Raw genomic sequence first — 20,335 nt, 5'->3', positions numbered from 1 at the left:
TTATCACCTCGACAAGCTGAATATTTTTTTAATGGGGTTGAACCTGGCCGCCCCTTGAGCGGGATTTTCTTTCTCCGGTGTTTTCACGGCGCAAAGTTGATCAGCCAATTCGACAACGCTTCCGGCCACCCGGCTTTTTTTTTGGGCCAGCACAAAGGGCTGTCCCTTGTTTACAGACTGCAGCACCGTCTTATCATCGGTGGGAATCACCGTGGTCATGGAACATCCCAGGTTTTTTTCCAGGTCTTTGACACTGATGCCGTCAGGCCGCAGCTGGTTGAGCAATAAAACTATTTTTTCCGTGTAACGCAAGGCGTTCAACACCTCCATAGCAGAACGGACGTGCCGGAGTGTGGGCAGGTCCTGGGTGACCGGCACCAGCACCTTGTCGGTTATTTCCAGGATATTCAGGTTTACTTCACTGTACGACGGCGCCGTATCAACTATCACATACTCATACTTCGTTCTAAGATAACCGATTATAGCCGTAACATGGTCCTGAGTCACCAGTTCCGCCTGTTCCGGGCTGTTGGGGGCGCAGAGCACCTTGATACCGGAAAAATGCGCGGCGAGAAAGGTATCCGTAACCGCTATATCGTTTTCCAGGTCCTCCTGCACCAGGTCGGCAATGGTTTGCGAAGCAACCAGATTCAATATTACCGTCACGTCGCCGCCCTGGAGGTCGAGGTCCACCAGCACCACGCTTTTGCCCTTTTCCGCCGCCAGGGCTATGGCCAGGTTACAGGCCAGCGTGGTTTTGCCCACACCGCCCTTGGTGCTGAAAAAAGTAATAATTTTGCCCGGAGATTTCCCCCGCCTGGCAGCCGGCTTTTCCCCTTCGCCCACGAGGCGCAGGTGCCGCTTACGGGAAAAATCATTGGCCCGTCGCACGGTATCGGCCAGGTCCGTGCTGGTAAAGGGCTTGACCAGGTAATCCCTGGCACCGGCGGCCATGGCTTTTTTGAGGTACTCTTTTTCTCCCTGAATGGAAATGATGATAATGGCCGCCTCGGGCACCTGCACCGAAATAATTTCCGTGGCACTGATGCCGTCCATCCCGGGCAGGTTTATATCCATTAATATAACGTCGGGTTTTAAACTGTTGGCCAGATCCACGGCCTCCTCCCCGGTAGCCGCTTCCCCGACCACTTCCATATCCTCCTCGAAGTATAAAAACCGCTTGATGTCTTCCCTGGTGTTTTCCACATCATCCACTATCAAAAGCCTGATCGGCTGCACCGGGATGCCCCCCTTTTCTTTGGTTATCTCACCAGCCCGTTCATATTGGTGGAAGGAATATTGACTATCTTTTCATCAGCGGGCGAGCGCATTATCAGCCTGATACTGCCTTTCTCCGAGGCCAGCACCAGGGGCTGGGCCTGCTGCGGTGTCACGGACAGGGTTACCGTCCGGGCCGCTTCCTGTTGACTTCCCTGCCCGGCAGCGGCGCTCATATTCCGGTCCACGGCCAGCACCGTAATGTCTTGCAGGATTAATGAAGTCAGAGTTTTTTCAGTGACCTCAAAGGTAACCAATACATCCACGCTGTCCCCCGGCCTGACCAGGCCGGCAACGCCCGATACCTCATTTACTGCCACGGTCACCGCCCTTTTCCCTTCGGGAATAATAAAGGCCAGGCCCTCGGAAGTGTCATTTTTGCCCGCCAGCTTTCCCCGAAGAATTTGTTCATCCGGATATATGGCCGTTTTGGTCAACTTGCCCGTAATCTCCCCGGGGTCCACCGCAGCGTCTTTATTTACATACTTGGCAGGTATTTCGCGCATGGTAAACATCTGCGGAGCAACCCGGGTTTTGGGCGGTATATATTGCCCGGCCACGGCCACCTGAATAAAATGGCCTTTTTCCACATATGCAGCCCGAACGCCGTTCAAATACTGCAGCACTCCGTAGGCCGCAGCCACCCCGAAAACCACCGCCAGCAGCAAAATAACATTTATCCTGTGCATTTTCATGGGTTATTCTCCTTTGTCATCTTAAGGTGCCGGGTGTTGAAAGTTGTTTTTTGTTGAAAGTGTGACCGGTTATTTAACCAATTTAATGTTATAGCACCCGAAATCTCCGCTGGGCGTGCCGGGATCGCTTTCTCCCTCGGCAAATCCGCCAATGAGCACAGCTTTGATATAACTCTCCTGTCCGTTATCGACATAATTGCTTAAATGGACCAGGGCAAAACCAGTTATCTCAACTTTCCTTACCTTATTGTCGTCACCCGGTTCCCCTACCGGCACATATACGGGCACCAGCACCACCCGTGGGCAGGAACGGTCATAATTATCAGGGTAGCAATTGCAATCTTGCGCTTTGTTTAGCCTGTCATCGAGCACTTGCTTGACCGGGCCGCTTCTGTTTCCCGGAATGGTGTCAATCACGTCCCCCATGGTCAACCAGCCGTCGTACCCTTCCATAAAGTCCTCCCGCCACTCGCTGGACCCCTTGCCGCGGGGACCGCCCGGAAAGTCCAAAAGCCCGCAGTTGCCTGGTCCCAGGTAGTTGTACCAATCATCATGGCTCGCGTCCCGGGCTGAGATCTTTAAATCATACTCCCGTCCTGGTTCCAGCGTCTGGCCCGGCGGGGGTTCTTTAATGCCCACCGGCACGAGGTCCGTCGCCGAGGTTAAAAGGTCAATTCGGGCAGCGCTGGTACAGTTGACCGTGGAAGATGTTATGCCCAGCACCCGGGCCAGGAAAAATTCAACATCTGCTTGACCGGTGGCCGTTATTGTGCGCCGGTCGCCGGAAATGTCAACTCCGGTCAGAGAAGCCATATCCATGCCGTTATCTGTAAAACAGCGGGCAGCCTTGTCCCGGGCCTCATCGGGGGAACCCGGCAATTCCTGCACCCCCGCCAGAACGGCGGCGTCCAAAGCGTTGTTCAACCTCTGCCTGGTCAGGAACAGGTTGCCTATATCCACCACCAGGGAGCAAAAGCCTATCAGCGCCACCATCGCCGCGGCAACGATAATGGTGACGGTGCCTTTATTGTCAAACATCAATTTTTTACCCACGTTGATTGCCAGGCTGCCCACTTCACTCAATCCTCATCACTGACCGGGCGCTGATATCCAGGGGGTCCGGCAAGAAATTGCTTAACAAAGGGGTAATAAGAAAAACTTTATACCGCACATCCACCGTCAAGTAATAGCCGGGTTTCCGGTTGACGGGATCCTGGGGGGCGACGGTTATTTCCAGTTGCGCGGTATCCAGTGCCGAACACACGGTTCGGACGCAATTTTCTATATCGGCATCCGGGTTTACCACTCCCAGCCTGGCCCCTTCCCGGGCCGCATTGGTTATAGTCAGGTAGGAATGAAAAATGTTTCCGAATTCAAAAACAGCCATCAATAGCAGCAGCAGCAAGGGAAGTACCAGGGCAAACTCCACCAGCGCCTGTCCCCCGCTCTCCCTGCGCATTTTTGCTAACAGCGCCACGATAAATCACCCCAGAATATATGCCCATGCTGCCCCCAGACCCAATGCCAGGGCATAGGGGAAACTCTCACCCTGCACCGCCGTTTCCAGTTTGTTGAAAGTTATGCTTGATGGAATATGTAACAATTTGTTAAGGAAAAGATAGTAGATTTTCTTTAACGTCAGCAATAATTTGCCCTTTCGAGCAAGCAAATAAAGGGATACGATGCCGCCGGCAATGGCTCCGGCCAAAAAGACGGTAAAAACAAACTCGGGCCCTTTAAAAGCGCCGATGGCGCCCAGCAGTTTGACGTCACCCGCCCCCATGCCCCCGGCGGCGAAGGGGATGATCAACAGGGCCATTCCCAAAAGCAGCCCTTGCAAGCTGTCCAGGCAGGCGGACAATCCGCCATTTAGAAAGTTGACCATAAAAGCCGTCACGACGGCAGGTAATAAAACATGGTTGTATATTTTCCGAGAACGCAGGTCGGTATAACAACAAATCAGCAAAAGAATAATCACCGGAACATCAATGTAAGTAACAAGGGGAACGTCCGGGTTTATCATCAGGGTCACCCACCTTTTGAAAACGCGACCCTACTTAAGTTGGGTCCTAAGTAGGGTCACCTGGAAAATTTAGCATATTATGTTACTGGAATTCAGCGGCTGTTTTGTCAACTAAGATAATTATTTTCGGGGCCAGGCTTTGTAAGGCAGTTATGCACATAACGGCAATCAATGAAAGTATAAGTACGCATTCCACTATTCCCTGACCGGTTTCGTCGATAACTACATTTTTTAACAAAGTTAATAAGCTATCGATGGGCATCGTCCCCTAAAAATCAAGATAACATATCAATAGTTATTGAGTAGGAGTAGAACTACCGTTATTTTCAATTTGGGTGCCAACTTCATTTAGTTTACTCGAAATTTTACCGCTCAATCCTGTAAATGCGGCAATGCATAAAACTGCCACCAGGGCTAAAATTAAACCATACTCCGCCATTCCCTGACCGCTCTCTTCCTTCCACAGCTTGGCCAACAGCGACATCAACCATCACCTCCGATTTTTTTTTATAATTTTACTTTTTTTAATAGCCGACAGCATGTATCTACGGTCTTAAAGCTTAAACGACACAGTCTTATTTTTTTCCGGGACCGTAAGCCTAAATTGAAAAGGACGCGGTATAGATTCCTAAATGAGCACAAAGCCCGGCGCGTTGCCGGGCTATACATTAAACCGGATATTCATAATATCCCCGTCCTTGACTATGTAGTCCTTGCCCTCCAGGCGGGCCAGGCCCTTTTCTTTGACTTTGGTCATATTCCCAAGTTCATAAAGGTCTTTAAAAGCTACCACCTCGGCCCGGATAAACCCCCGCTCCAGGTCGGAGTGGATCTTGCCGGCAGCACTTTTGGCATTCAATCCCTCCGGTATCGTCCAGGCCTTAACCTCGTCCTCACCCACAGTGAAAAACGATATCAGGCCAAGGGTGTCGTAAGCAGCCCGGGCCAGCCGGTCGATACCGGACTCGTTGAGTCCCAGGTCCTCCATAAACTCCTTTCTGTCATCACCGGGAAGCTGGCTTATTTCCATTTCAATCTGACCGCATATCTCCAGTAAAATAATGCCCTTTTCCGCAGCAAATTCCCGCACCTGCTCCATTTCAGGGTAGCTACCGGAACGCAGTTGCTCCTCGTCAATATTCACAGCCATTATCATGGGCTTGTCCGTTAAAAAGCTATAGTTGACCAACAGCTCCCTTTCCGCTGCCGAAAGGTCTATGTTATGTACAGTTACCTCGTTTTCCAGTGCCTCCAGGCACTTTTGCAGCACTGCTATTTCTGCTTCCTGTTCCTTCTTTATTTTCTTCCCGGCCTTAATACGCTCAATTCTTTTTTCCACCAGGTCCATGTCGGCCAGCAAAATTTCCATGTTTACGGTTTCAATGTCCCGCATGGGGTCGATGCTGTCATCTACGTGGGGCACATCCTTGTTCTCGAAGGCCCGTACTACATGCACCAGGAGGTCTGCGTTGCGGATGCCGTCCAGAAAACGGTTGCCCACCCCCTTGCCCTCGCTGGCCCCCCGCACCAGACCCGGTACGTCGCTGAATTGAATCTGGGCGTAGGTGGTCTTCTTGGGCTTGTATAGATTAGCAAGAAAATCAATCCTGGTGTCTGGAACATTGGCCATGGATACATTAATTTCAGTCTTACCCGTTAAATAATTGGATGTCTCAAAATCCGAATTGGTTACTAAATTAAAAATTGTGGTTTTACCAACCATGGGCAAACCAACAATACCACATGTAAGCATACTTATACCTCCATTTCTCCTAAAGGTATTTATACACCTCTATACCGGCTGCGTCAAGCATCATCAACGAACAGCATTCTACATAAAGTAGTCTTTCATTTCGCCCATCATCGTAGTCACAAACAACCCCCGGTAAAACTGCAACCTTTTACCGGGGGCTGTCCTTAAATATATAGTTAGATATTATTTTACCGGATCACTTTTTTAAAGGCGCAGCCAAGGAAGAAGGGACCGAAACAGAGAAAGTATTTTTATGATATTTTTAACCGATTCCCCGTCACCGGCCACTCTTTCGTAATTCATACAGGTCGGTGCGCATCTGAGCCAGCAAAGGCAGGCGGGCGCGCACCTCCTTAATTCTTTCCGGGTCAATCTCCCCGATAATGATTTCTTCGCCGGTTCCGGCCCGGGCTACTGTATCGCCCCAGGGGTCCACCACCATAGAGTGACCATAAACCACGTAACCGGCGTTTTCATCCCGGGCCGGTGAAGCTGCAGCCACGTAAACCTGGTTGTCCACCGCCCGGGCCCGCATATTTAAATCCCAGTGCGCAGGACCGGTAATGGTGTTGAACGCGGCCGGGACCACCAGCACATCAATGCCGCCCAGGGCCAGCAACCGGGCCAGCTCGGGAAACCGCACGTCAAAACAGATCATCACCCCCAGCTTGACAAACCCGGCGTCCATCACGGCCACATCGTTACCCGGACCCAAAGTGCTTGATTCCCTGACCCGCAGGTTGGGCAAATCCACATCAAAAAGGTGCACTTTACGGTGCCGCCCCAAAAGTTCTCCTCTTGGACCGAAAGTAAAACAGGTGTTGTAAACGATATCCCCATCTTTTTCCGGAATGGATCCGCCCACCAGCACAATACCCGCGTCGGCCGCCACCCGGGACAGCATTCGCACCGTTTCTCCGTCCGGGTAAGGTTCGGCATAATCAGGGAACAGCCGGGTTTCATACGGGCAGTTGAACATTTCCGGCAGCACCACCACCCGGGCACCCATACCGGCGGCTTCCCGAATCATATCTTCGGCGCGCCGGATATTCTCCGCCTTTTTTTCCACTACATTATTCTGGCATACCGCCAGTTGGAAACTTTCGGTCATTGCAAAACCCCCAAACCATGTTCTATAACCATAAAACCCCCGCCGGAGCAGGGGTTGCTTCAATTCATGCCTGGACTACTTCTTTCACCTCGGGCACAGCTTGCTTGAGCGACCGCTCAATCCCCATTTTCAGGGTATACGTGGACATCGGTCACCCGCCGCAAGCACCTTTCAATCTTACTTTTACTACGCCGTCAGGCGTAACTTCAACCAACTCAACATCACCGCCGTCGCGCTGCAGGGCGGGACGCACTTTATCCAGGGCAGCTTGCACTTTTTCGCGCACTTTTCCGACCTCCCTTCTAATCCTAGTATAACTAACGGGGTTAAACATTATAAGCATGTCCAAACCGCAACTATTCCTATTTTAACTGCAATTTACCAGCGAAGCAATAGCTTTAACAGGTTATTGGGCTTGGTTGCCAAATAATAAACTTGACCTATTGCACCATAATTTGTACCGTGACCATATTGGGGGCTTGCTGCATGCCGGCCAGAACATGCCTGAGGGTGGTAATTTGCTCCTGCAGCTCAGACAGTTCCTTGTCCACGCCCGATTTTTGGCCGGCATCTTCCGCAACGCCCCGCTCTTGCAATAATTTTTCTTCCCGTGCCAACAACTCGTTTAACTTATCCCGAGTCCGGCCAAAATCAGCAGTTAAATCATTTGATTGGATACATTTGTCTTCCACTTTTCCATATTTTTCAATTTCATCAAAAAACAGTTCAACTTGACCCGCGGGAATGCGCATGGACCAGTACTGCCCCGGCTCAACCGGTTTGGACTCAATGACCCCGCCGTACTTGCCCGCCGTTTCCGTCAACAATTGTTCCGGGTTTTCGGGCAGTCCTTTTACAGTCACAGTATATTCCATAGCCAAAATGGTTTCGTCTTCCATAGTCCTACCACTGCCGCCTGCCCTGCCGTCTTTGGCACCGGGGTCCCCGGGCTCGGCCCGGGGTACCGCGCTGACAGTCAACTGCGGTTCATCTCCGGCCGGGTGTTTACTCTCCGGAGATTGGTTCTTGGTAGCCCGGTCCGCTGCGCCCACCGGAGCGGACAGACTGCGCACCTGTTCGCCGTCACCGGGAGCTGTCGTACCCGGTGCGGACTGCGCCACCAACGCCCCGGATTTTTCCAGCCCCCCCATGCCGGGCGGCGCGTTGTAGGCGGGGCTGGATTCCTCCAGGCTGGGGTTAGCAACATACTCCTGCTGCCCGTCGGCAACCTTTTTTCCGTCCATTGATTTATAAGCATTCGGGCTAACCGTATTTCCTTTGTCGATAGTATCGGCACTATTTTGATTATTCTTCTCCACATTGTTCTGCAAAACCGGGTCGAGGATTGCACCGTTATTGCTGTTATACCACAGGGCGGTCACCCCGACAGTCAGGAATATCACCGCCGCCGCAGCCAGCGTTCCGCACCACTTACCCCGGGCCAGCTTGTATAGCAGCCCGGTTTTAAGATTTGTATCCGCCGGTGCGGGCAAAGAACGCAACTTTTGCTGCAGCCGGTCATGAAATTCGGGTGGCGGGGCAACCTCCGGCAGCCCCCTGACCAAGTCCACAGCGGTCCTCAAATCTTCATATTCCATTTTGCATACCGCGCAGGACGCAATATGTTCTTCCACCCGGGCAGCCTGGGAGGAATCAAGCATGCCGTCGATATATGCTGATAACAGTTCACAGATGTCATGGCATTGCACTTCTCTTCCCCCCTTTTCCGTTCAGACGCCCGTCGCGGGTCAAAAGTTCCCCTTTCTTACGCATCTTTTCTTTTAAGGCGTTTCTGGCCCTGCTAATGCGGGACTTTACCGTCCCCAGGGAACATTCCAGTACACCGGCAATTTCCTCATAACTCATGCCTTGCATTTCCCGCATCAGAAGAATCAACCTGTGATCTTCGGAAAGTTCATTTAAACAATCCTGCACCTGGCGCTGCACTTCACCACGCTGGGCGACCTCTTCGGGTGAATAATCATCGCCGGCCACGGGCACATTGGCCGGGGAGGCGTCCATCATCTCCTCCATGGAAACGCTGCGCCGCCGCCGGCGTTTTCTCAACTCGTCACGGCAGGCGTTGGCGGCGATTCTATACAGCCAGGTGGCAAACGAAGAGTCGCCCCTGAACCTGGCCAGGGCCTGGTAGATGCGGATAAAGGTTTCCTGGGCCAGATCGCTGGCATCCGCGTGATTACCCATAAACCGGTAAGCCAGGCCGTATACTTTGCCTTCATAACGGCGCACCAGTTGATCAAAGGCATCAAGATCACCTTTGATTGATTGTTGCACCAGTTCTTCATCGGGAAGGTGCAATTTTATTTCACTCCCGTCATAATAAGAAAAAAGCCAGGAATCATATTTCACCCTGGCTTATTTTTCGACAACACCCAACACCTTTCCTGCACGGACAACCTCCCTGTTTTGCCACTTGGCTGCTGCCATGTCATAACAGACATTTTCCATTTTGATACTGTTGACAATGGCGTTTTAACTGTGTTAAAATCTGATATGCAGGTCGTTTGAGAAAACTTTTAATTGACTTGCATTTAAAAATAACCATGCCGAAGTGGCGGAACTGGCAGACGCACACGACTCAAAATCGTGCGGGTTTTCCCGTGAGGGTTCGACTCCCTCCTTCGGCACCAAAACCACAAAAATTAACGGATTAGAGGTTGGACGCAGAAATGCACGTCCAACCTTTTTGTTTTGTTACATGTTTTATGGGTAGTGTTGCAAACGATGGATTCTTTTTTCATAGTATCTTTGGAAAGTACCACTGTAAAATAAAATGAACAGCCCGCTTCTTTCATCAATGGGAGCAGAATAGTCCAATATGATAGCCAAAGCTCGCTGATTCCTTTTTAGAAAGGAGGGCGGGCTTTTATGTTTTGCAAACCATTGTATTTATTTTATGTCTTAAGTTCATAAAAAAGTTTAAACAAAAGGCAAAGCTTAATAAAATAATTAAATAACGTTAATAAAGGATACCCATGGAATAATATTGAATAATAGAGCCGGGGAAAATGGGGTTGGTGCCCCCCACGGGCTGCAAACCCCTTGGCCTGCTTGTGATCCAAGTGGAAGTCCGGTTCGATTCCGACTTTTCCCCTCCATATAAGTTCCGAGAGGTGGTTATATGCAAAAGAAGAGGTTGTTGGTGGGGGTAACAGGGGGAGTTATTGGCGTAATGGCAGTATTGCTTGTTAAATACGGGAACCCACCCAATATGGGTTACTGCATTGCTTGTTTTTTACGCGATATCAGCGGCGGGCTGGGTTTTCACAAAGCGGCACCCGTCCAGTACATACGTCCCGAAATTTTGGGTATGGTCATTGGTGCTTTTGGAGCAGCCTTGCTTACCAGAGAGTATAAATCAGTAGGCGGATCCAGTCCTTTAATCAGGTTTTTCCTGGCTTTTGTGGCCATGATCGGTATGCTTGTCTTTTTGGGCTGCCCCGTCCGTGCGGTGTTGAGATTGGCTGGTGGTGATCTAAATGCGATTGTCGGAATTGTAGGTTTGATAGCTGGTATAGCAGTAGGAATTTACTTTTTAAACCAAGGCTTTTCCCTTGGCAGGGCAAATGTGCAGCACAACTTAAACGGCCAGGTATTTCCCCTGGTAACCCTTGTGATAACCGTATTGGTTCTATTCGGCACAACAGTATTTTATACAAGCCAGGAGGGACCTGGGGCGATGCACGCTCCGGTATTTCTGTCACTTGGGGCCGGGATTGCCGTGGGAATTTTGGCCCAGCGGTCGCGGTTTTGTATGATTGGTGGTATTAGGGACTTTATTCTGTTTAAAGATGTGCATCTGCTGATTGGTTTCGTAGCCATGCTTGTTTTTGCTTTTGCAGGGAACTTAATTACCGGGATGTTTACCCCTGGTTTTGCAGGCCAGCCGGTAGCCCACAGTGACGGTGTTTGGAATTTCCTAGGCATGGCCCTGGCCGGTACTGCAGTGACGTTGCTTGGGGGATGCCCTTTAAGGCAGTTAATAGCCGCCAGTGAAGGTAATACGGACTGTGTAATTTCAATTTTAGGTTTAATAGCTGGTGCGGCTTTTGCCCATAATTTTGGCCTTGCTGCCAGCCCGAAGGGGGTACCTGTAGCGGGTCAATGGGCTGTCGTAGTTGGTTTAATCCTGGTTCTGGGTCTTGGATATTTAGGCAACAAACAATTTTCTATGTCCGGGGGTGTAAATTTTGAGCAGAACAGTTGATGCCAGGGGGTTACTTTGCCCTGAACCCGTTTTACTCACGAAAAAAGTAATTGACCAGTTACCAGGCGGTTCCATAGAGGTTATGGTGGATAATCCAGCCGCCAAAGAAAACGTAACTAGATTGTGCGAAAATAAGGGATGGAATGTTATAGTTAAACAACGGGGATTAGATTATATACTTAACATTTCCAAATAATATCGAACTAGAGTTTGCAACACTGTAAATGGCTCCCTTAACAGGGAGCCTGTAAAAGCAACCCGCTCTCCTCATATAAAGGAGTTGCGGGTTTTAGGTTTTATAACATCTTGATATTCCGGGGAACAGCATCGCGGGTATTTGACAACAAATAGTTTTCCCTCCCCCGGTTGGCATGATGCCAATAAATCTTTATCTTAGCTGCAGGGGTACTCCTGGTAGTTGCCTTGATAGCCCCCAGCGCAATGGCTGCCATCAATCCCAACAACGGATACCCCAACCAATTCTTTGATCAAATGTTTGACTGGCATGAACAATGGCTTAATGACGCCGTGAAAAATGGCCAAATAAGTGACGATCAAGCCAAAGCCTGGAAAGAGCATTTTGATTACATGAGAGATTTCCATAATCAATATGGTTTTGGCATGATGGGTGGCATGATGGGTGGCATGATGGGCGGTTTTGGCGGCAACGGCAATTACGGATATGGTATGATGGGTGGCTATAACGGTAATTACGGCCCTGGCATGATGGGCGGGTACGGCAACTACAGTGATATTCAGACCCAATAAGCAAATGAATTAAAATGATTGTCTAAAATCTTGCAAACCCAGGGTTTATGCGACCCTGGGTTTACTTTTTTTTTAATATTTTATTCTTGACATATCATGGTTCATTTGTTTATTTGGATATTTCATGTCCTCATATTGGTCATGATTCATATCAGTATCACCGGTGCGCGACGACTCCATTGTTTGTTCATTTTTTTCGCTGCCATTATGCATTGTATCGTTTTTCATATCTCCCGAACGTTGTATATAATTAAATTGTGATTTGGATGAATCTCTATCCATATTGTTGCTCATTAAAGCGCCACTGGTTTCCATCATATCACTGTTGTTCTGCATGCCAGCATTTTTTCCTGGGTTTATTTCATTTTGATGTGTCAGTGTTGTATAATCCTGTTTTTTAGTTAAATATATATTATTATCTTTCATAATATCCATCATATTTTTATTATTAATTTCTTGGGCGCTAATATTTAAGCCGGCCTCATGATAATGTTCCATAACTTTATACCTATTTACGGAAAGCCCATTTTCGGCAGCAATATTGCGTGTTTTTTCATTACTTGTATCTACCAATATATAACTGTCAATTTCCTTTTGCTGTATATTATTTGCAATTACTGATTCCAACTTTTCTCTATCAACAACAGTTTCTTCACCAACCGGCACTACCGAAGCAATAACCAGATTTTTTTCATCAAGTTTTATATACCCAAGGGCAATTGCTTTATCCATTATTTTTTCCACAGCTTTATATACATTTGCATCCTTTAAGTTCAAGTCTTTCAATAACTTATCAGCATCTTCGTTAATACTGCGGACATCCATTACTTTTGCTTGCTTGTTGATTTTAAGTTCCAAACTGGGATTGAAATCCAGAGCTACGTAAGCCGATACCGGGACAGTAAAAAATGCAAGGTAAATACTTAAGAACATAACCAAAGCAAATACGGCTGCGGCAGCTGAAATAACCCGCATAGATAACATTGTTTTTCTAACACATCGGGTTGCGTTTTGTGGTACTTCGATTATTTCCCCGGTTTTTATATCAAATCTTGGAGCAGGTACCTTCAAGAACTGGCCATTGCTGGTATAAACAGTAACCATATTTCTTTTTTTACAAGTTTCAATAACTACCCCCGAAATTTTCATGGCAGACACCTTCTTAAATTGTATTAGGAAAACTTGTGAAATTCTTCAGTGCTGTTAACTCCGGTTCGGTTAAAATGAGAGTCAGGGCAATTATGTATTTTCTCCCCTTTTCAATTACTTTACGGCTTACCCCCAGCTTTTTACAAAGTTCATGAACAGGTAAACGCTTTGTTTTTTTCAACTGAGTAAACAACTCGTTATTCTCAGCAATATATAATGCTATACGCATCAGGTTTTCTCTTGTATCGCGGTGTTTCGGTGAGCACTTTACCAAATTTTTAAAAGTTATTCCATAATCCTTGAGAATCATATTAAAGGTTGCTATAGTAGCGACGAGGTCCTCTTGTTGCGTACTGTCTTGATATTTGATTATGGAAATGTCTTTTTCCGCTTTACTAAATTCATTATTATCTTCGTCAATCGGTACCAGTGACAGATGTTGCTGCTTTACTTCTTTTCGGAAGTAATCCACCAGCCGGCGATGTATTACCCTGTGCGCAAAAGTTGTAAAAGTCGTCTTATTATCTTTATTATAGGCATCTATGGCTTCATTATAAGCCAACAGAGCAACACTTAATTCCTCGTCCCTACCCCAGCATAGATATCTCTTGCAAATAGTGGAACTTACCTTGGCTATGAATGGCTTACCTTGTTCAATGATTTGCTCCCGCGCCAGGTGATCACCCAATTGGGCCTGTTCAATTAATGATTCACATATTTTTTCATGCAATTATCTCAACTCCAACCTTTTATGCTATTTAGATTGGTGACAGTGGATGGAGTCTTGCCGGTTTTGGTCAGTTATTCGAAGGCAGCTTTATATTTTGGGGGCATTGAAATAAAAATTTTCAAGGCAGCCACCGGATGGCGTCTGCCTTGTCACCTTCAAGATTTGTTTCACCCATTGCCTGGCAAGATTATATTAATTATAAAGTTTAAATGTATAATATTTTGCACGCCATTTTAACAATTTTGTTACAATCCATTCATTAGCGTAGCAAAAATCCAACCCTGAATTCAGAGTTAACAAAATATTTAATTCTTCTTTTGTCTTTTGTTACATTTTTCTGTTATTATTGCTTACAGGATCCCCAATAACCACCTCCTTTTTAAAAAACCAAAATTGAAATCCCGGCCAACTATCACCGGGATTTCAAACTTTATAAATTGCTATATTCTAATTGCAATTGTTATTATTTATTTATAATCATGTGATATTTTCGTAAAACTTTTCAATTATTATATTTTCAAATACAGAATTTATGGGAGGTATATAAATGCATATGTTTTATGGTGGGGGTTTAGGATTCTTCGGTATGATCTTGCCTATGCTTATTTGGCTATTTATTATCATTGGGGTTATCGTTTTATTAGTACGTTGGGTAGGTGGAAAAAACAAGCTAAGCCATAATTATCACGAAGCCGGTGGCGGTGAATCAGCCCTTGAGATATTAAAGAAACGTTATGCGGCAGGTGAGTTGACAACAGAAGAATATATTGCCAGGAAAGAAGAAATTAAAGGTTATTAAAAAGAAAGGCGCACACTAAAATCAGTTCTTTATTGTGCGCCTTTCTTTTAAAATGTACCGTATTCACATTACCCCTGGCCAGGGATGCAAAGATGCCCCCGATACAAAGAAAGGTAAAAATGATAAACGCTGTTTTGGCGCCCTTGTTAAGGCCACCCCGTAAAATATCATCCACCTTAAATTTAACAGCCATATTTTGCAATTCTTCGGCATTTCGTTTAAAGTTTCGGTGGATGAAGCCGGATGAAGCCATCTTTTCCATGACGGCCGTCGCTTCCTCGGTGGTGCTGGCAACATTTTGTACGGTTACCTTTTGAATTCCATCGCGACCCTTTTCCGCTTCCGTTTTACTAACCTCTGCAGTTTTCCGAATGGTCGTTCATAATCCCGTCCTTGGCGGCTCTAAACTCCCGCATGGCGCTTCCCACGGCCCTGCCCACCCCGGGCAGCTTGCCGGGCCCGAAAATCACCAGGGCGATTATTAGGATCAAAACCAATTCACCGAAACCTAAACTGGGCACAGCTTATACCTCCTGTAAGCCGGGCATCTTGTTTTTCCGGCTTGAAATTTTTTCATAAATTATGATTAGCCAAATGGTTAACTCGTATAACCCCAGTAGCGGTTTTTACATTATATTTTCAAATGATTGTAACAGTTTTGTGAAACTTTAACGTTAAAATATAATCACAAAGAAAAAAAATTAAAAGAAAGGGTGTTAAAAACACATGAAAAAAGCATTTATCTTAGCTGCAGGGGTACTCCTGGTAGTTGCCTTGATAGCCCCCAGCGCAATGGCTGCCATTAACCCCAACAACGGGTACTCCAACCAATTCTTTGATCAAATGTTCGACTGGCATGAACAATGGCTTAATGACGCCGTGAAAAATGGCCAAATAAGTGACGATCAAGCTAAAGCCTGGAAAGAGCATTTTGATTACATGAGAGATTTCCATAATCAATATGGTTTTGGCATGATGGGTGGCATGATGGGCGGTTTTGGCGGCAACGGCAATTACGGATATGGTATGATGGGTGGCTATAACGGTAATTACGGCCCCGGCATGATGGGCGGGTACGGCAACTACAGTGATATTCAGACCCAATAAGCAAATGAATTAAAATGATTGTCCTAAAATCTAGAGGTCGGGGGCGGCCAGCCCCCGACCTCTCATACAACCTAGCATGCGGGTCCGCACTAGGCGGTTCCCAAAGGTTACGTAGTTCCAGATAGCGAGCACGTAAACTTTTCAGCCCTTGCGCCTTCCAGTAGGAGGTGTCAAGGGCGTTATTTATATTACGGGACATAAACCAGCACCCTCTACGGGAGTTGGCCATCATAAAAACAGCCCAATCAGGAACGCCCAAAGAACGTAGCTTCCGAATCCTGTTTCCATGTCATTTGAGATACATTAATGCATGCAGCATCTTCCACTAATGCTTTGTGGAATACGTCAATTCTTTAAAATAACCCAAAATACCCGGGCTTAACTTTTCCAGCTTTTAGGAAGAAGGTAGGGCCATCTTTTTTGCTGGTTTTTATCATATTTTTCAAGTATATTAGTGAGTAAGGTATTTTCAGGCGAATTAGGGCACCAGTTTTATCCGCCTTTCAAGGAGAGTGAAAAATGAACTGGAAGTTCTGGGAGGTAAAAAAGAAGCGGGATGAGCGCCCATCCCCTGCTGTTATCAGTGAACAATTAGCAAATATAGCCGGCAGACTGGATAATTTGGAAGCATTTTTAAAGAGCAGTCAGCAGCAAGTTTACCATATTGACGGGCAATTGGTCCAAAATGCCGGTCAATTGACGGAAACTGCCGCCCAGGTACAAAAACTGGCCCGCCTGCACTACAAAACGGGCCAGGAAACTCAAAGCAAACTGGATAGGCTTATGACCGGTATAAAAAAAGTACAGCAGTGGCAAGAGCAATATTTGCAGGAAACGGTCCAGCTGCAATTAAAGGAAAAGCAGATTACAGCTCTGGCGGAAGCTGTTATGAAACAACTGGATGATATTGATTATATCCGCCGGGTACTAAAAGACGAACTACAAGACGACGCAAGGGATAACTGGCGGCAAATGTTGGAGCAATGGGCCGTCCGGCTGGTACAAGCTCTGGCTGAAGCAGGCATTCTGGAGATAGATCTGTATGGTAAAAGCTTTGACCCCCGGTGGGCTGAAGCCATCGCCACCGTGACCAGGGCGGAAGCGCTAAAAATGTGCACTGATACAGATGCAGATGCATTACTGCCGTATCAAGTGGTGGAGGTAACCAGACGGGGTTTTGTCACCCCGGAGGGGCGTATACTGCGCAAAGCACAGGTTATCACTGTTCAGGAGGAGGATAATTATGTCTAAAACCAACAACCATGACGCCCGACCGGTAGTGGGCATTGACCTGGGCACCACCAATTCTGCAGTGGCTTATATCAACCGGGGAAAACCGGAAATTATTCCTTCCCCCGGCGGGGATAGAATTATTCCATCAGTGGTGCTGATTGATTTAACAAACAACATCATTGTGGGAGAAGATGCCCGCTCGGCTTTAATAGCCATGCCGGACCGGACGGTGGCTGCCGTTAAAAGAAAAATGGGGTCCCCGGACCCAATTCCCATCGCCGGTCAGCAACTGCTGCCCCAGGAAATATCCGCTTTAATATTAAAAGAGTTAAAAACTTATGTAGATGCCAAATTCGGCGAAGGTGAAAAAGAAGCCGTCATCACCGTGCCCGCTTATTTTACCGATGAACAGCGCCGGGCCACCAAACAGGCCGGGGAACTGGCCGGTTTTGTGGTGGAACGAATTATTAATGAACCAACTGCGGCAGCGATGGCTTTCGGATTAAATCATTTAAAAGAGGACCAGCATGTTCTGGTTTACGATTTAGGCGGGGGCACCTTTGACGTTTCCGTGGTGGAAATGATGAGCGGCATAATGGAGGTCAAAGCCACCAGCGGCAATAACAACCTTGGCGGGGAGGATTTTGACTGGCGCATCGTGGACTGGCTGGCAGATAAAATTAAACTGGAGCAACAGATTGACCCGCGCCTGGATATAAGGGCCAGGGCTTTGTTGAAAGAAGAAGCTGAAAAAATAAAAATAAAACTTTCCACAACGGATCGGGTGAATATTTCTCTGCCCCTGGTGACTGTAAAGGATGGCAAACCAGTTGGCATATTTACCGAATTTACCAGAGAACAATTTATTGCTCTCATTGATCATTATCTCATGGAAACAATGGATTGCGTGCGCAGGGTAATGGCTGATGCCGGATTAAAACCTGAAGATATCCACCAGATCCTTTTGGTGGGAGGGTCCACTCGTATACCCAGGGTAAGGGAACTGATCAGAGATTATTTCAATAAAGAGCCCCGTTCCGACGTGCACCCGGATGAGGCAGTGGCCCTGGGAGCGGCAGTCCAGGCCGGGATAAAATCCGGCACACTGGCTAAAAAAGGACTCATCTTAACGGATGTGGCCCCATTTTCCATGGGTATTGCGGTTTTAAAGGAATGGAAATATTCTACCATGCGTCCCGGCGGCTACCACGTTATAATACCCCGCAACACTACCATACCGGTCAGCAGGACGGAAAATTTTTACACTGCGACAGATGGCCAGACAGCTGCAGCCATTGAAATTTATCAGGGGGAAAATCAGTGGGTCAAACAAAATCACCGGCTGGGTGAGTTTTTACTTGACGGCATCCCTCCCAACAGGGCCGGAGCGGAGACCATAGAGGTTACCTACAAGTATGATATCAACGGCATCCTGGAGGTAACCGCCAGATGCGTATCCAACGGCAAAGAAATGTCTGTTAGTGTTCATGACAATTTGAACCGGAACTCCCGGGAGGCCTTTAATGAGAGCGTGGCAAGGCTGGAGGAACTGTACACAAAAGCCGGCGCTGAAGGGGCGGATATGGATGAAAATGAGGACTGGGATGAGGCATTCGACCTGAACATTGAAGACGATGACATGGCTGACTGGATGGATGAAGACGGGCTGGGGGATGAACCGGAGGAAGAATTAAGCACATGGGAGGAGTTGCTGGCCGAAGGGCAGAATTTGTTGAACAAAGCCCGGCAATTACAAGATAAGGGCACAGTAAAAGGACGGAAAAAGCTGCAAAAGGTTATCCACAATTTACAGAAAGCCATCACAGCCGGCGATGAAAACAACCTGCGGTCAGCCATTGATGAGGCGCTGGATTTATTTATTGATTTTGAATGGAGTTGAGCTAATTGGTTTTTCCCTTTTCTAAAAAAACTACAAAACGCAAGAAAAAACAGCCGGTGGAAAATTACTATAAAATACTAAACACCAGAGCCAACGCTTCCCAACTGACTATTAAAAAGAAATATATTGAAATGGTTAAAATGTATCCACCGGAGACTCACCCGGAGGAGTTTCAGAAAATTCGCCAGGCTTACGAGACTCTCCGGGACCCGGTAAAGCGCAAGGAATACGACTTTTTGCGCAAATTTGGCAGTAAAATTGAAAAGTTAATGGATCAAGCCTTTTATTATTTTATGATTGAGGATTATGACGCAGCAGAGGATAATTTACAAAAAGCCCTGGTAATTGCCCCGGAAATGCCGCAGATTCATATTATATTGGCTAATGTAGCCTTAGCAAAAGATAATGTGCAAAAATTTTACGAGTATTTTAATCTAGCTTTGAAATTTACGTCGGAGAAAGACCTTATATCCGTTAGATTATTACAGGCCACTATGCTGATTGATTCCGAACGGTACGAAGAAGCGCTTAAAATTTTGGATGCCGCCAGGGAAAAATACCCGGACCAGGCCCATAACTTAAACAGCGCCTACCTAAATGTTTATATGCAACTGGAGCGTTATGAGGAGGCCTGGCAACTTATCCCCAACATGCTGCCGGAACCGAAAGACCAGACAGCCGACGATATTCACGTGTATATAGGCTGGATTAATATAATGATTGAAGCGGAAAAATGGGATAAATGGTCCCTTATCCAGAACAAGGTACGCAAATTAATCAAATCCGTTACCGATATTGAGGATAGAAAAATGATGGCCATGGCTTTCGTAGAGGAACATGATGATTATTATCAAGTTGCCCGTTTTAAAGAGGCAGAAATTTTTATTGATCTGGCCTGCCGTGCCATGCCGAAAGATAAAAGCTATGCTGAAAAATACCGCCAAACCAGGGAAATGGCGCGCTTTGAAAAAGCGTTTTTTCGTTTGCAGCGGGATGAGGATATAATCCCGTTATTGAGCCTTTATGCCTTTCAATGGTTTTACGAGGACTTCTTAGGACCGGAGATGACAGCATTTTACCGTAAGCAATTGGGTGAAGATTTTATCCGCCAGATGGAGCAATTAGATGAATTTATTGTAGAGGGAATAATGGCCTTAAAGAAAAAGTACCCCGTGATTTACATACGTTTTAAAGCACAATGGGATGATATGATTACCAGCCGCTATGGCATGCTAAACCGGGAGGCCAGAAGGAGATTGAGGTAGGAGGTTTTGTTGTAAAATTTTTATACCAATAAACCCCACTCAACTTGGTGTGGGGTTTATTGGTACGTTATTATTCTCTTTGCGGTTGATGATATTTACCGTGCTTCCGGTCCCACGACAGCAATTTCCGCTTAAAACTCAATTATGCTTCCGGCAGTATTAAAAAAGAAATCCATACCGAACTCCCGGGCCAGCATCATTGCAGCCGGAAGCCCGGTACAATGCGACACACCAAGTTTTTTCACACCCAACTCGCGCAGCGCGGCAACCGTGCGGTTAATCTGCTCTTCCCCCGC

The 20,335-nt window shown here is 47.1% G+C and carries 24 protein-coding genes and 2 tRNA genes; 10 read left to right on the top strand and 16 right to left on the bottom strand.

All coding sequences use genetic code 11. The features are described 5' to 3' along the window. Positions 1 to 3: 3 nt before the first annotated feature. The 12 genes from BM299_RS03355 to BM299_RS03300 form a co-directional block, all read right to left on the bottom strand. Positions 4 to 1,239, bottom strand: a complete 1,236-nt coding sequence (locus tag BM299_RS03355) for a CpaE/TadZ family protein (protein ID WP_092482051.1) — start codon at positions 1,237 to 1,239, stop codon at positions 4 to 6. A 23-nt stretch (positions 1,240 to 1,262) separates the two neighbouring features. Next, entirely contained in the window at positions 1,263 to 1,973 is a 711-nt protein-coding gene (gene cpaB / locus BM299_RS03350) for a Flp pilus assembly protein CpaB (protein ID WP_245779625.1), read from the bottom strand. Between the two features lie 69 nt (positions 1,974 to 2,042). Further along, positions 2,043 to 3,047, bottom strand: coding sequence for a TadE/TadG family type IV pilus assembly protein (locus tag BM299_RS03345; RefSeq protein WP_092482050.1), 1,005 nt, complete (start codon positions 3,045 to 3,047; stop codon positions 2,043 to 2,045). 1 nt (position 3,048) lies between these two features. Beyond that, positions 3,049 to 3,450, bottom strand: a complete 402-nt coding sequence (locus BM299_RS03340; protein WP_245779624.1) for a TadE family protein — start codon at positions 3,448 to 3,450, stop codon at positions 3,049 to 3,051. Positions 3,451 to 3,456: 6 nt separating this feature from the next. After that, positions 3,457 to 3,996 (bottom strand): A24 family peptidase, encoded by a 540-nt coding sequence (locus tag BM299_RS03335; RefSeq protein ID WP_092482049.1) that lies wholly within the window; start codon positions 3,994 to 3,996, stop codon positions 3,457 to 3,459. A gap of 82 nt (positions 3,997 to 4,078) precedes the next feature. Further along, the gene (locus tag BM299_RS19650; RefSeq protein WP_092482048.1) at positions 4,079 to 4,258 is read right to left on the bottom strand and encodes a Flp family type IVb pilin; all 180 of its coding nucleotides are present in this window, start codon (positions 4,256 to 4,258) and stop codon (positions 4,079 to 4,081) included. Positions 4,259 to 4,291: 33 nt separating this feature from the next. Further along, positions 4,292 to 4,480, bottom strand: coding sequence for a Flp family type IVb pilin (locus BM299_RS03325; RefSeq protein ID WP_342741310.1), 189 nt, complete (start codon positions 4,478 to 4,480; stop codon positions 4,292 to 4,294). 177 nt (positions 4,481 to 4,657) lie between these two features. Further along, positions 4,658 to 5,749 (bottom strand): redox-regulated ATPase YchF, encoded by a 1,092-nt coding sequence (ychF, locus tag BM299_RS03320; protein ID WP_092482046.1) that lies wholly within the window; start codon positions 5,747 to 5,749, stop codon positions 4,658 to 4,660. Positions 5,750 to 6,026: 277 nt separating this feature from the next. Beyond that, complete coding sequence (locus tag BM299_RS03315; RefSeq protein ID WP_092482045.1) at positions 6,027 to 6,860, bottom strand: carbon-nitrogen hydrolase family protein; 834 nt, start codon at positions 6,858 to 6,860, stop codon at positions 6,027 to 6,029. A 64-nt stretch (positions 6,861 to 6,924) separates the two neighbouring features. Next, positions 6,925 to 7,146, bottom strand: coding sequence for a NifU family protein (locus BM299_RS03310; RefSeq protein ID WP_207545118.1), 222 nt, complete (start codon positions 7,144 to 7,146; stop codon positions 6,925 to 6,927). Positions 7,147 to 7,300: 154 nt separating this feature from the next. Further along, positions 7,301 to 8,569 carry a DUF4349 domain-containing protein gene (locus BM299_RS03305; RefSeq protein WP_092482044.1) on the bottom strand — a complete coding sequence of 423 codons (1,269 nt, stop codon included), beginning with the start codon at positions 8,567 to 8,569 and terminating at the stop codon, positions 7,301 to 7,303. After that, positions 8,556 to 9,179, bottom strand: coding sequence for an RNA polymerase sigma factor (locus BM299_RS03300; RefSeq protein ID WP_092482170.1), 624 nt, complete (start codon positions 9,177 to 9,179; stop codon positions 8,556 to 8,558). The genes BM299_RS03305 and BM299_RS03300 overlap by 14 nt, the downstream gene beginning before the upstream one ends. A 247-nt stretch (positions 9,180 to 9,426) precedes the next feature. Between BM299_RS03300 and BM299_RS03295 the strand changes: the two genes are divergently transcribed. The 5 genes from BM299_RS03295 (at position 9,427) to BM299_RS03280 (ending at position 11,856) form a co-directional block, all read left to right on the top strand. Then, positions 9,427 to 9,511 (top strand) — tRNA-Leu (locus tag BM299_RS03295). A gap of 371 nt (positions 9,512 to 9,882) precedes the next feature. Beyond that, a tRNA-OTHER gene (locus tag BM299_RS19210) sits at positions 9,883 to 9,979 on the top strand. A gap of 23 nt (positions 9,980 to 10,002) precedes the next feature. Then, positions 10,003 to 11,088, top strand: a complete 1,086-nt coding sequence (yedE, locus tag BM299_RS03290; protein WP_092482043.1) for a YedE family putative selenium transporter — start codon at positions 10,003 to 10,005, stop codon at positions 11,086 to 11,088. After that, entirely contained in the window at positions 11,072 to 11,284 is a 213-nt protein-coding gene (locus tag BM299_RS03285; RefSeq protein WP_092482042.1) for a sulfurtransferase TusA family protein, read from the top strand. Before yedE ends, BM299_RS03285 begins: the two co-directional genes overlap by 17 nt. Before the next feature lie 227 nt (positions 11,285 to 11,511). Then, positions 11,512 to 11,856 (top strand): hypothetical protein, encoded by a 345-nt coding sequence (locus BM299_RS03280; protein WP_245779623.1) that lies wholly within the window; start codon positions 11,512 to 11,514, stop codon positions 11,854 to 11,856. 72 nt (positions 11,857 to 11,928) lie between these two features. Here the strand turns inward: BM299_RS03280 and BM299_RS03275 are convergent, their stop codons facing one another. Both BM299_RS03275 and sigI read right to left on the bottom strand, forming a co-directional pair. Then, a complete protein-coding gene (locus BM299_RS03275; RefSeq protein WP_092482040.1) occupies positions 11,929 to 13,005 on the bottom strand; it encodes an anti-sigma factor domain-containing protein in 1,077 nt (358 codons plus the stop codon). 13 nt (positions 13,006 to 13,018) lie between these two features. After that, positions 13,019 to 13,735, bottom strand: coding sequence for an RNA polymerase sigma-I factor (gene sigI, locus BM299_RS03270; protein ID WP_092482039.1), 717 nt, complete (start codon positions 13,733 to 13,735; stop codon positions 13,019 to 13,021). A gap of 547 nt (positions 13,736 to 14,282) precedes the next feature. Here sigI and BM299_RS03265 point away from each other — a divergent pair. Next, on the top strand, positions 14,283 to 14,534 hold the full coding sequence (locus BM299_RS03265; protein ID WP_092482038.1) for an SHOCT domain-containing protein: 252 nt from the start codon (positions 14,283 to 14,285) through the stop codon (positions 14,532 to 14,534). Here the strand turns inward: BM299_RS03265 and BM299_RS03260 are convergent. Together BM299_RS03260 and BM299_RS03255 are read right to left on the bottom strand one after the other, a co-directional pair. Continuing rightward, a complete protein-coding gene (locus BM299_RS03260) occupies positions 14,521 to 14,796 on the bottom strand; it encodes a hypothetical protein (protein WP_092482037.1) in 276 nt (91 codons plus the stop codon). The two genes, BM299_RS03265 and BM299_RS03260, sit on opposite strands and share 14 nt — an antisense overlap. An 88-nt stretch (positions 14,797 to 14,884) precedes the next feature. After that, on the bottom strand, positions 14,885 to 15,055 hold the full coding sequence (locus BM299_RS03255; RefSeq protein WP_092482036.1) for a twin-arginine translocase TatA/TatE family subunit: 171 nt from the start codon (positions 15,053 to 15,055) through the stop codon (positions 14,885 to 14,887). A gap of 205 nt (positions 15,056 to 15,260) precedes the next feature. Here BM299_RS03255 and BM299_RS03250 point away from each other — a divergent pair, with 205 nt between their 5' ends. The 4 genes from BM299_RS03250 to BM299_RS03230 all read left to right on the top strand — a co-directional run bounded on the left by BM299_RS03250 (position 15,261) and on the right by BM299_RS03230 (position 20,039). After that, positions 15,261 to 15,641 carry a hypothetical protein gene (locus BM299_RS03250; RefSeq protein WP_092482035.1) on the top strand — a complete coding sequence of 127 codons (381 nt, stop codon included), beginning with the start codon at positions 15,261 to 15,263 and terminating at the stop codon, positions 15,639 to 15,641. 519 nt (positions 15,642 to 16,160) lie between these two features. After that, a complete protein-coding gene (locus BM299_RS03240; RefSeq protein WP_092482034.1) occupies positions 16,161 to 16,892 on the top strand; it encodes a nucleotide exchange factor GrpE in 732 nt (243 codons plus the stop codon). Further along, positions 16,885 to 18,774 (top strand): Hsp70 family protein, encoded by a 1,890-nt coding sequence (locus BM299_RS03235; protein WP_092482033.1) that lies wholly within the window; start codon positions 16,885 to 16,887, stop codon positions 18,772 to 18,774. The genes BM299_RS03240 and BM299_RS03235 overlap by 8 nt, the downstream gene beginning before the upstream one ends. Before the next feature lie 5 nt (positions 18,775 to 18,779). Beyond that, on the top strand, positions 18,780 to 20,039 hold the full coding sequence (locus tag BM299_RS03230) for a J domain-containing protein (RefSeq protein ID WP_092482032.1): 1,260 nt from the start codon (positions 18,780 to 18,782) through the stop codon (positions 20,037 to 20,039). Positions 20,040 to 20,335 lie beyond the last annotated feature (296 nt).

The sequence above is a fragment of the Desulfoscipio geothermicus DSM 3669 genome, from assembly GCF_900115975.1.
Classification (GTDB): Bacteria; Bacillota; Desulfotomaculia; order Desulfotomaculales; family Desulfallaceae; genus Desulfoscipio; species Desulfoscipio geothermicus.
The sequence above is the reverse complement of the archived record's forward strand: the minus strand, read 5'-3'. Positions and strand labels throughout refer to the sequence as shown.

Bases quoted from the DNA above. Each gene is read 5' to 3' on its own strand.
- yedE (WP_092482043.1), top strand. From the start codon at position 10,003: ATGCAAAAGAAGAGGTTGTTGGTGGGGGTAACAGGGGGAGTTATTGGC.
- BM299_RS03275 (WP_092482040.1), bottom strand. From the start codon at position 13,005: ATGAAAATTTCGGGGGTAGTTATTGAAACTTGTAAAAAAAGAAATATG.
- BM299_RS03315 (WP_092482045.1), bottom strand. From the start codon at position 6,860: ATGACCGAAAGTTTCCAACTGGCGGTATGCCAGAATAATGTAGTGGAA.
- cpaB (WP_245779625.1), bottom strand. From the start codon at position 1,973: ATGAAAATGCACAGGATAAATGTTATTTTGCTGCTGGCGGTGGTTTTC.
- BM299_RS03260 (WP_092482037.1), bottom strand. From the start codon at position 14,796: ATGGAAAAGATGGCTTCATCCGGCTTCATCCACCGAAACTTTAAACGA.
- BM299_RS03250 (WP_092482035.1), top strand. From the start codon at position 15,261: ATGAAAAAAGCATTTATCTTAGCTGCAGGGGTACTCCTGGTAGTTGCC.
- BM299_RS03335 (WP_092482049.1), bottom strand. From the start codon at position 3,996: ATGATAAACCCGGACGTTCCCCTTGTTACTTACATTGATGTTCCGGTG.
- BM299_RS03235 (WP_092482033.1), top strand. From the start codon at position 16,885: ATGTCTAAAACCAACAACCATGACGCCCGACCGGTAGTGGGCATTGAC.
- ychF (WP_092482046.1), bottom strand. From the start codon at position 5,749: ATGCTTACATGTGGTATTGTTGGTTTGCCCATGGTTGGTAAAACCACA.
- BM299_RS03325 (WP_342741310.1), bottom strand. From the start codon at position 4,480: ATGTCGCTGTTGGCCAAGCTGTGGAAGGAAGAGAGCGGTCAGGGAATG.
- BM299_RS19650 (WP_092482048.1), bottom strand. From the start codon at position 4,258: ATGCCCATCGATAGCTTATTAACTTTGTTAAAAAATGTAGTTATCGAC.
- BM299_RS03265 (WP_092482038.1), top strand. From the start codon at position 14,283: ATGCATATGTTTTATGGTGGGGGTTTAGGATTCTTCGGTATGATCTTG.
- BM299_RS03240 (WP_092482034.1), top strand. From the start codon at position 16,161: ATGAACTGGAAGTTCTGGGAGGTAAAAAAGAAGCGGGATGAGCGCCCA.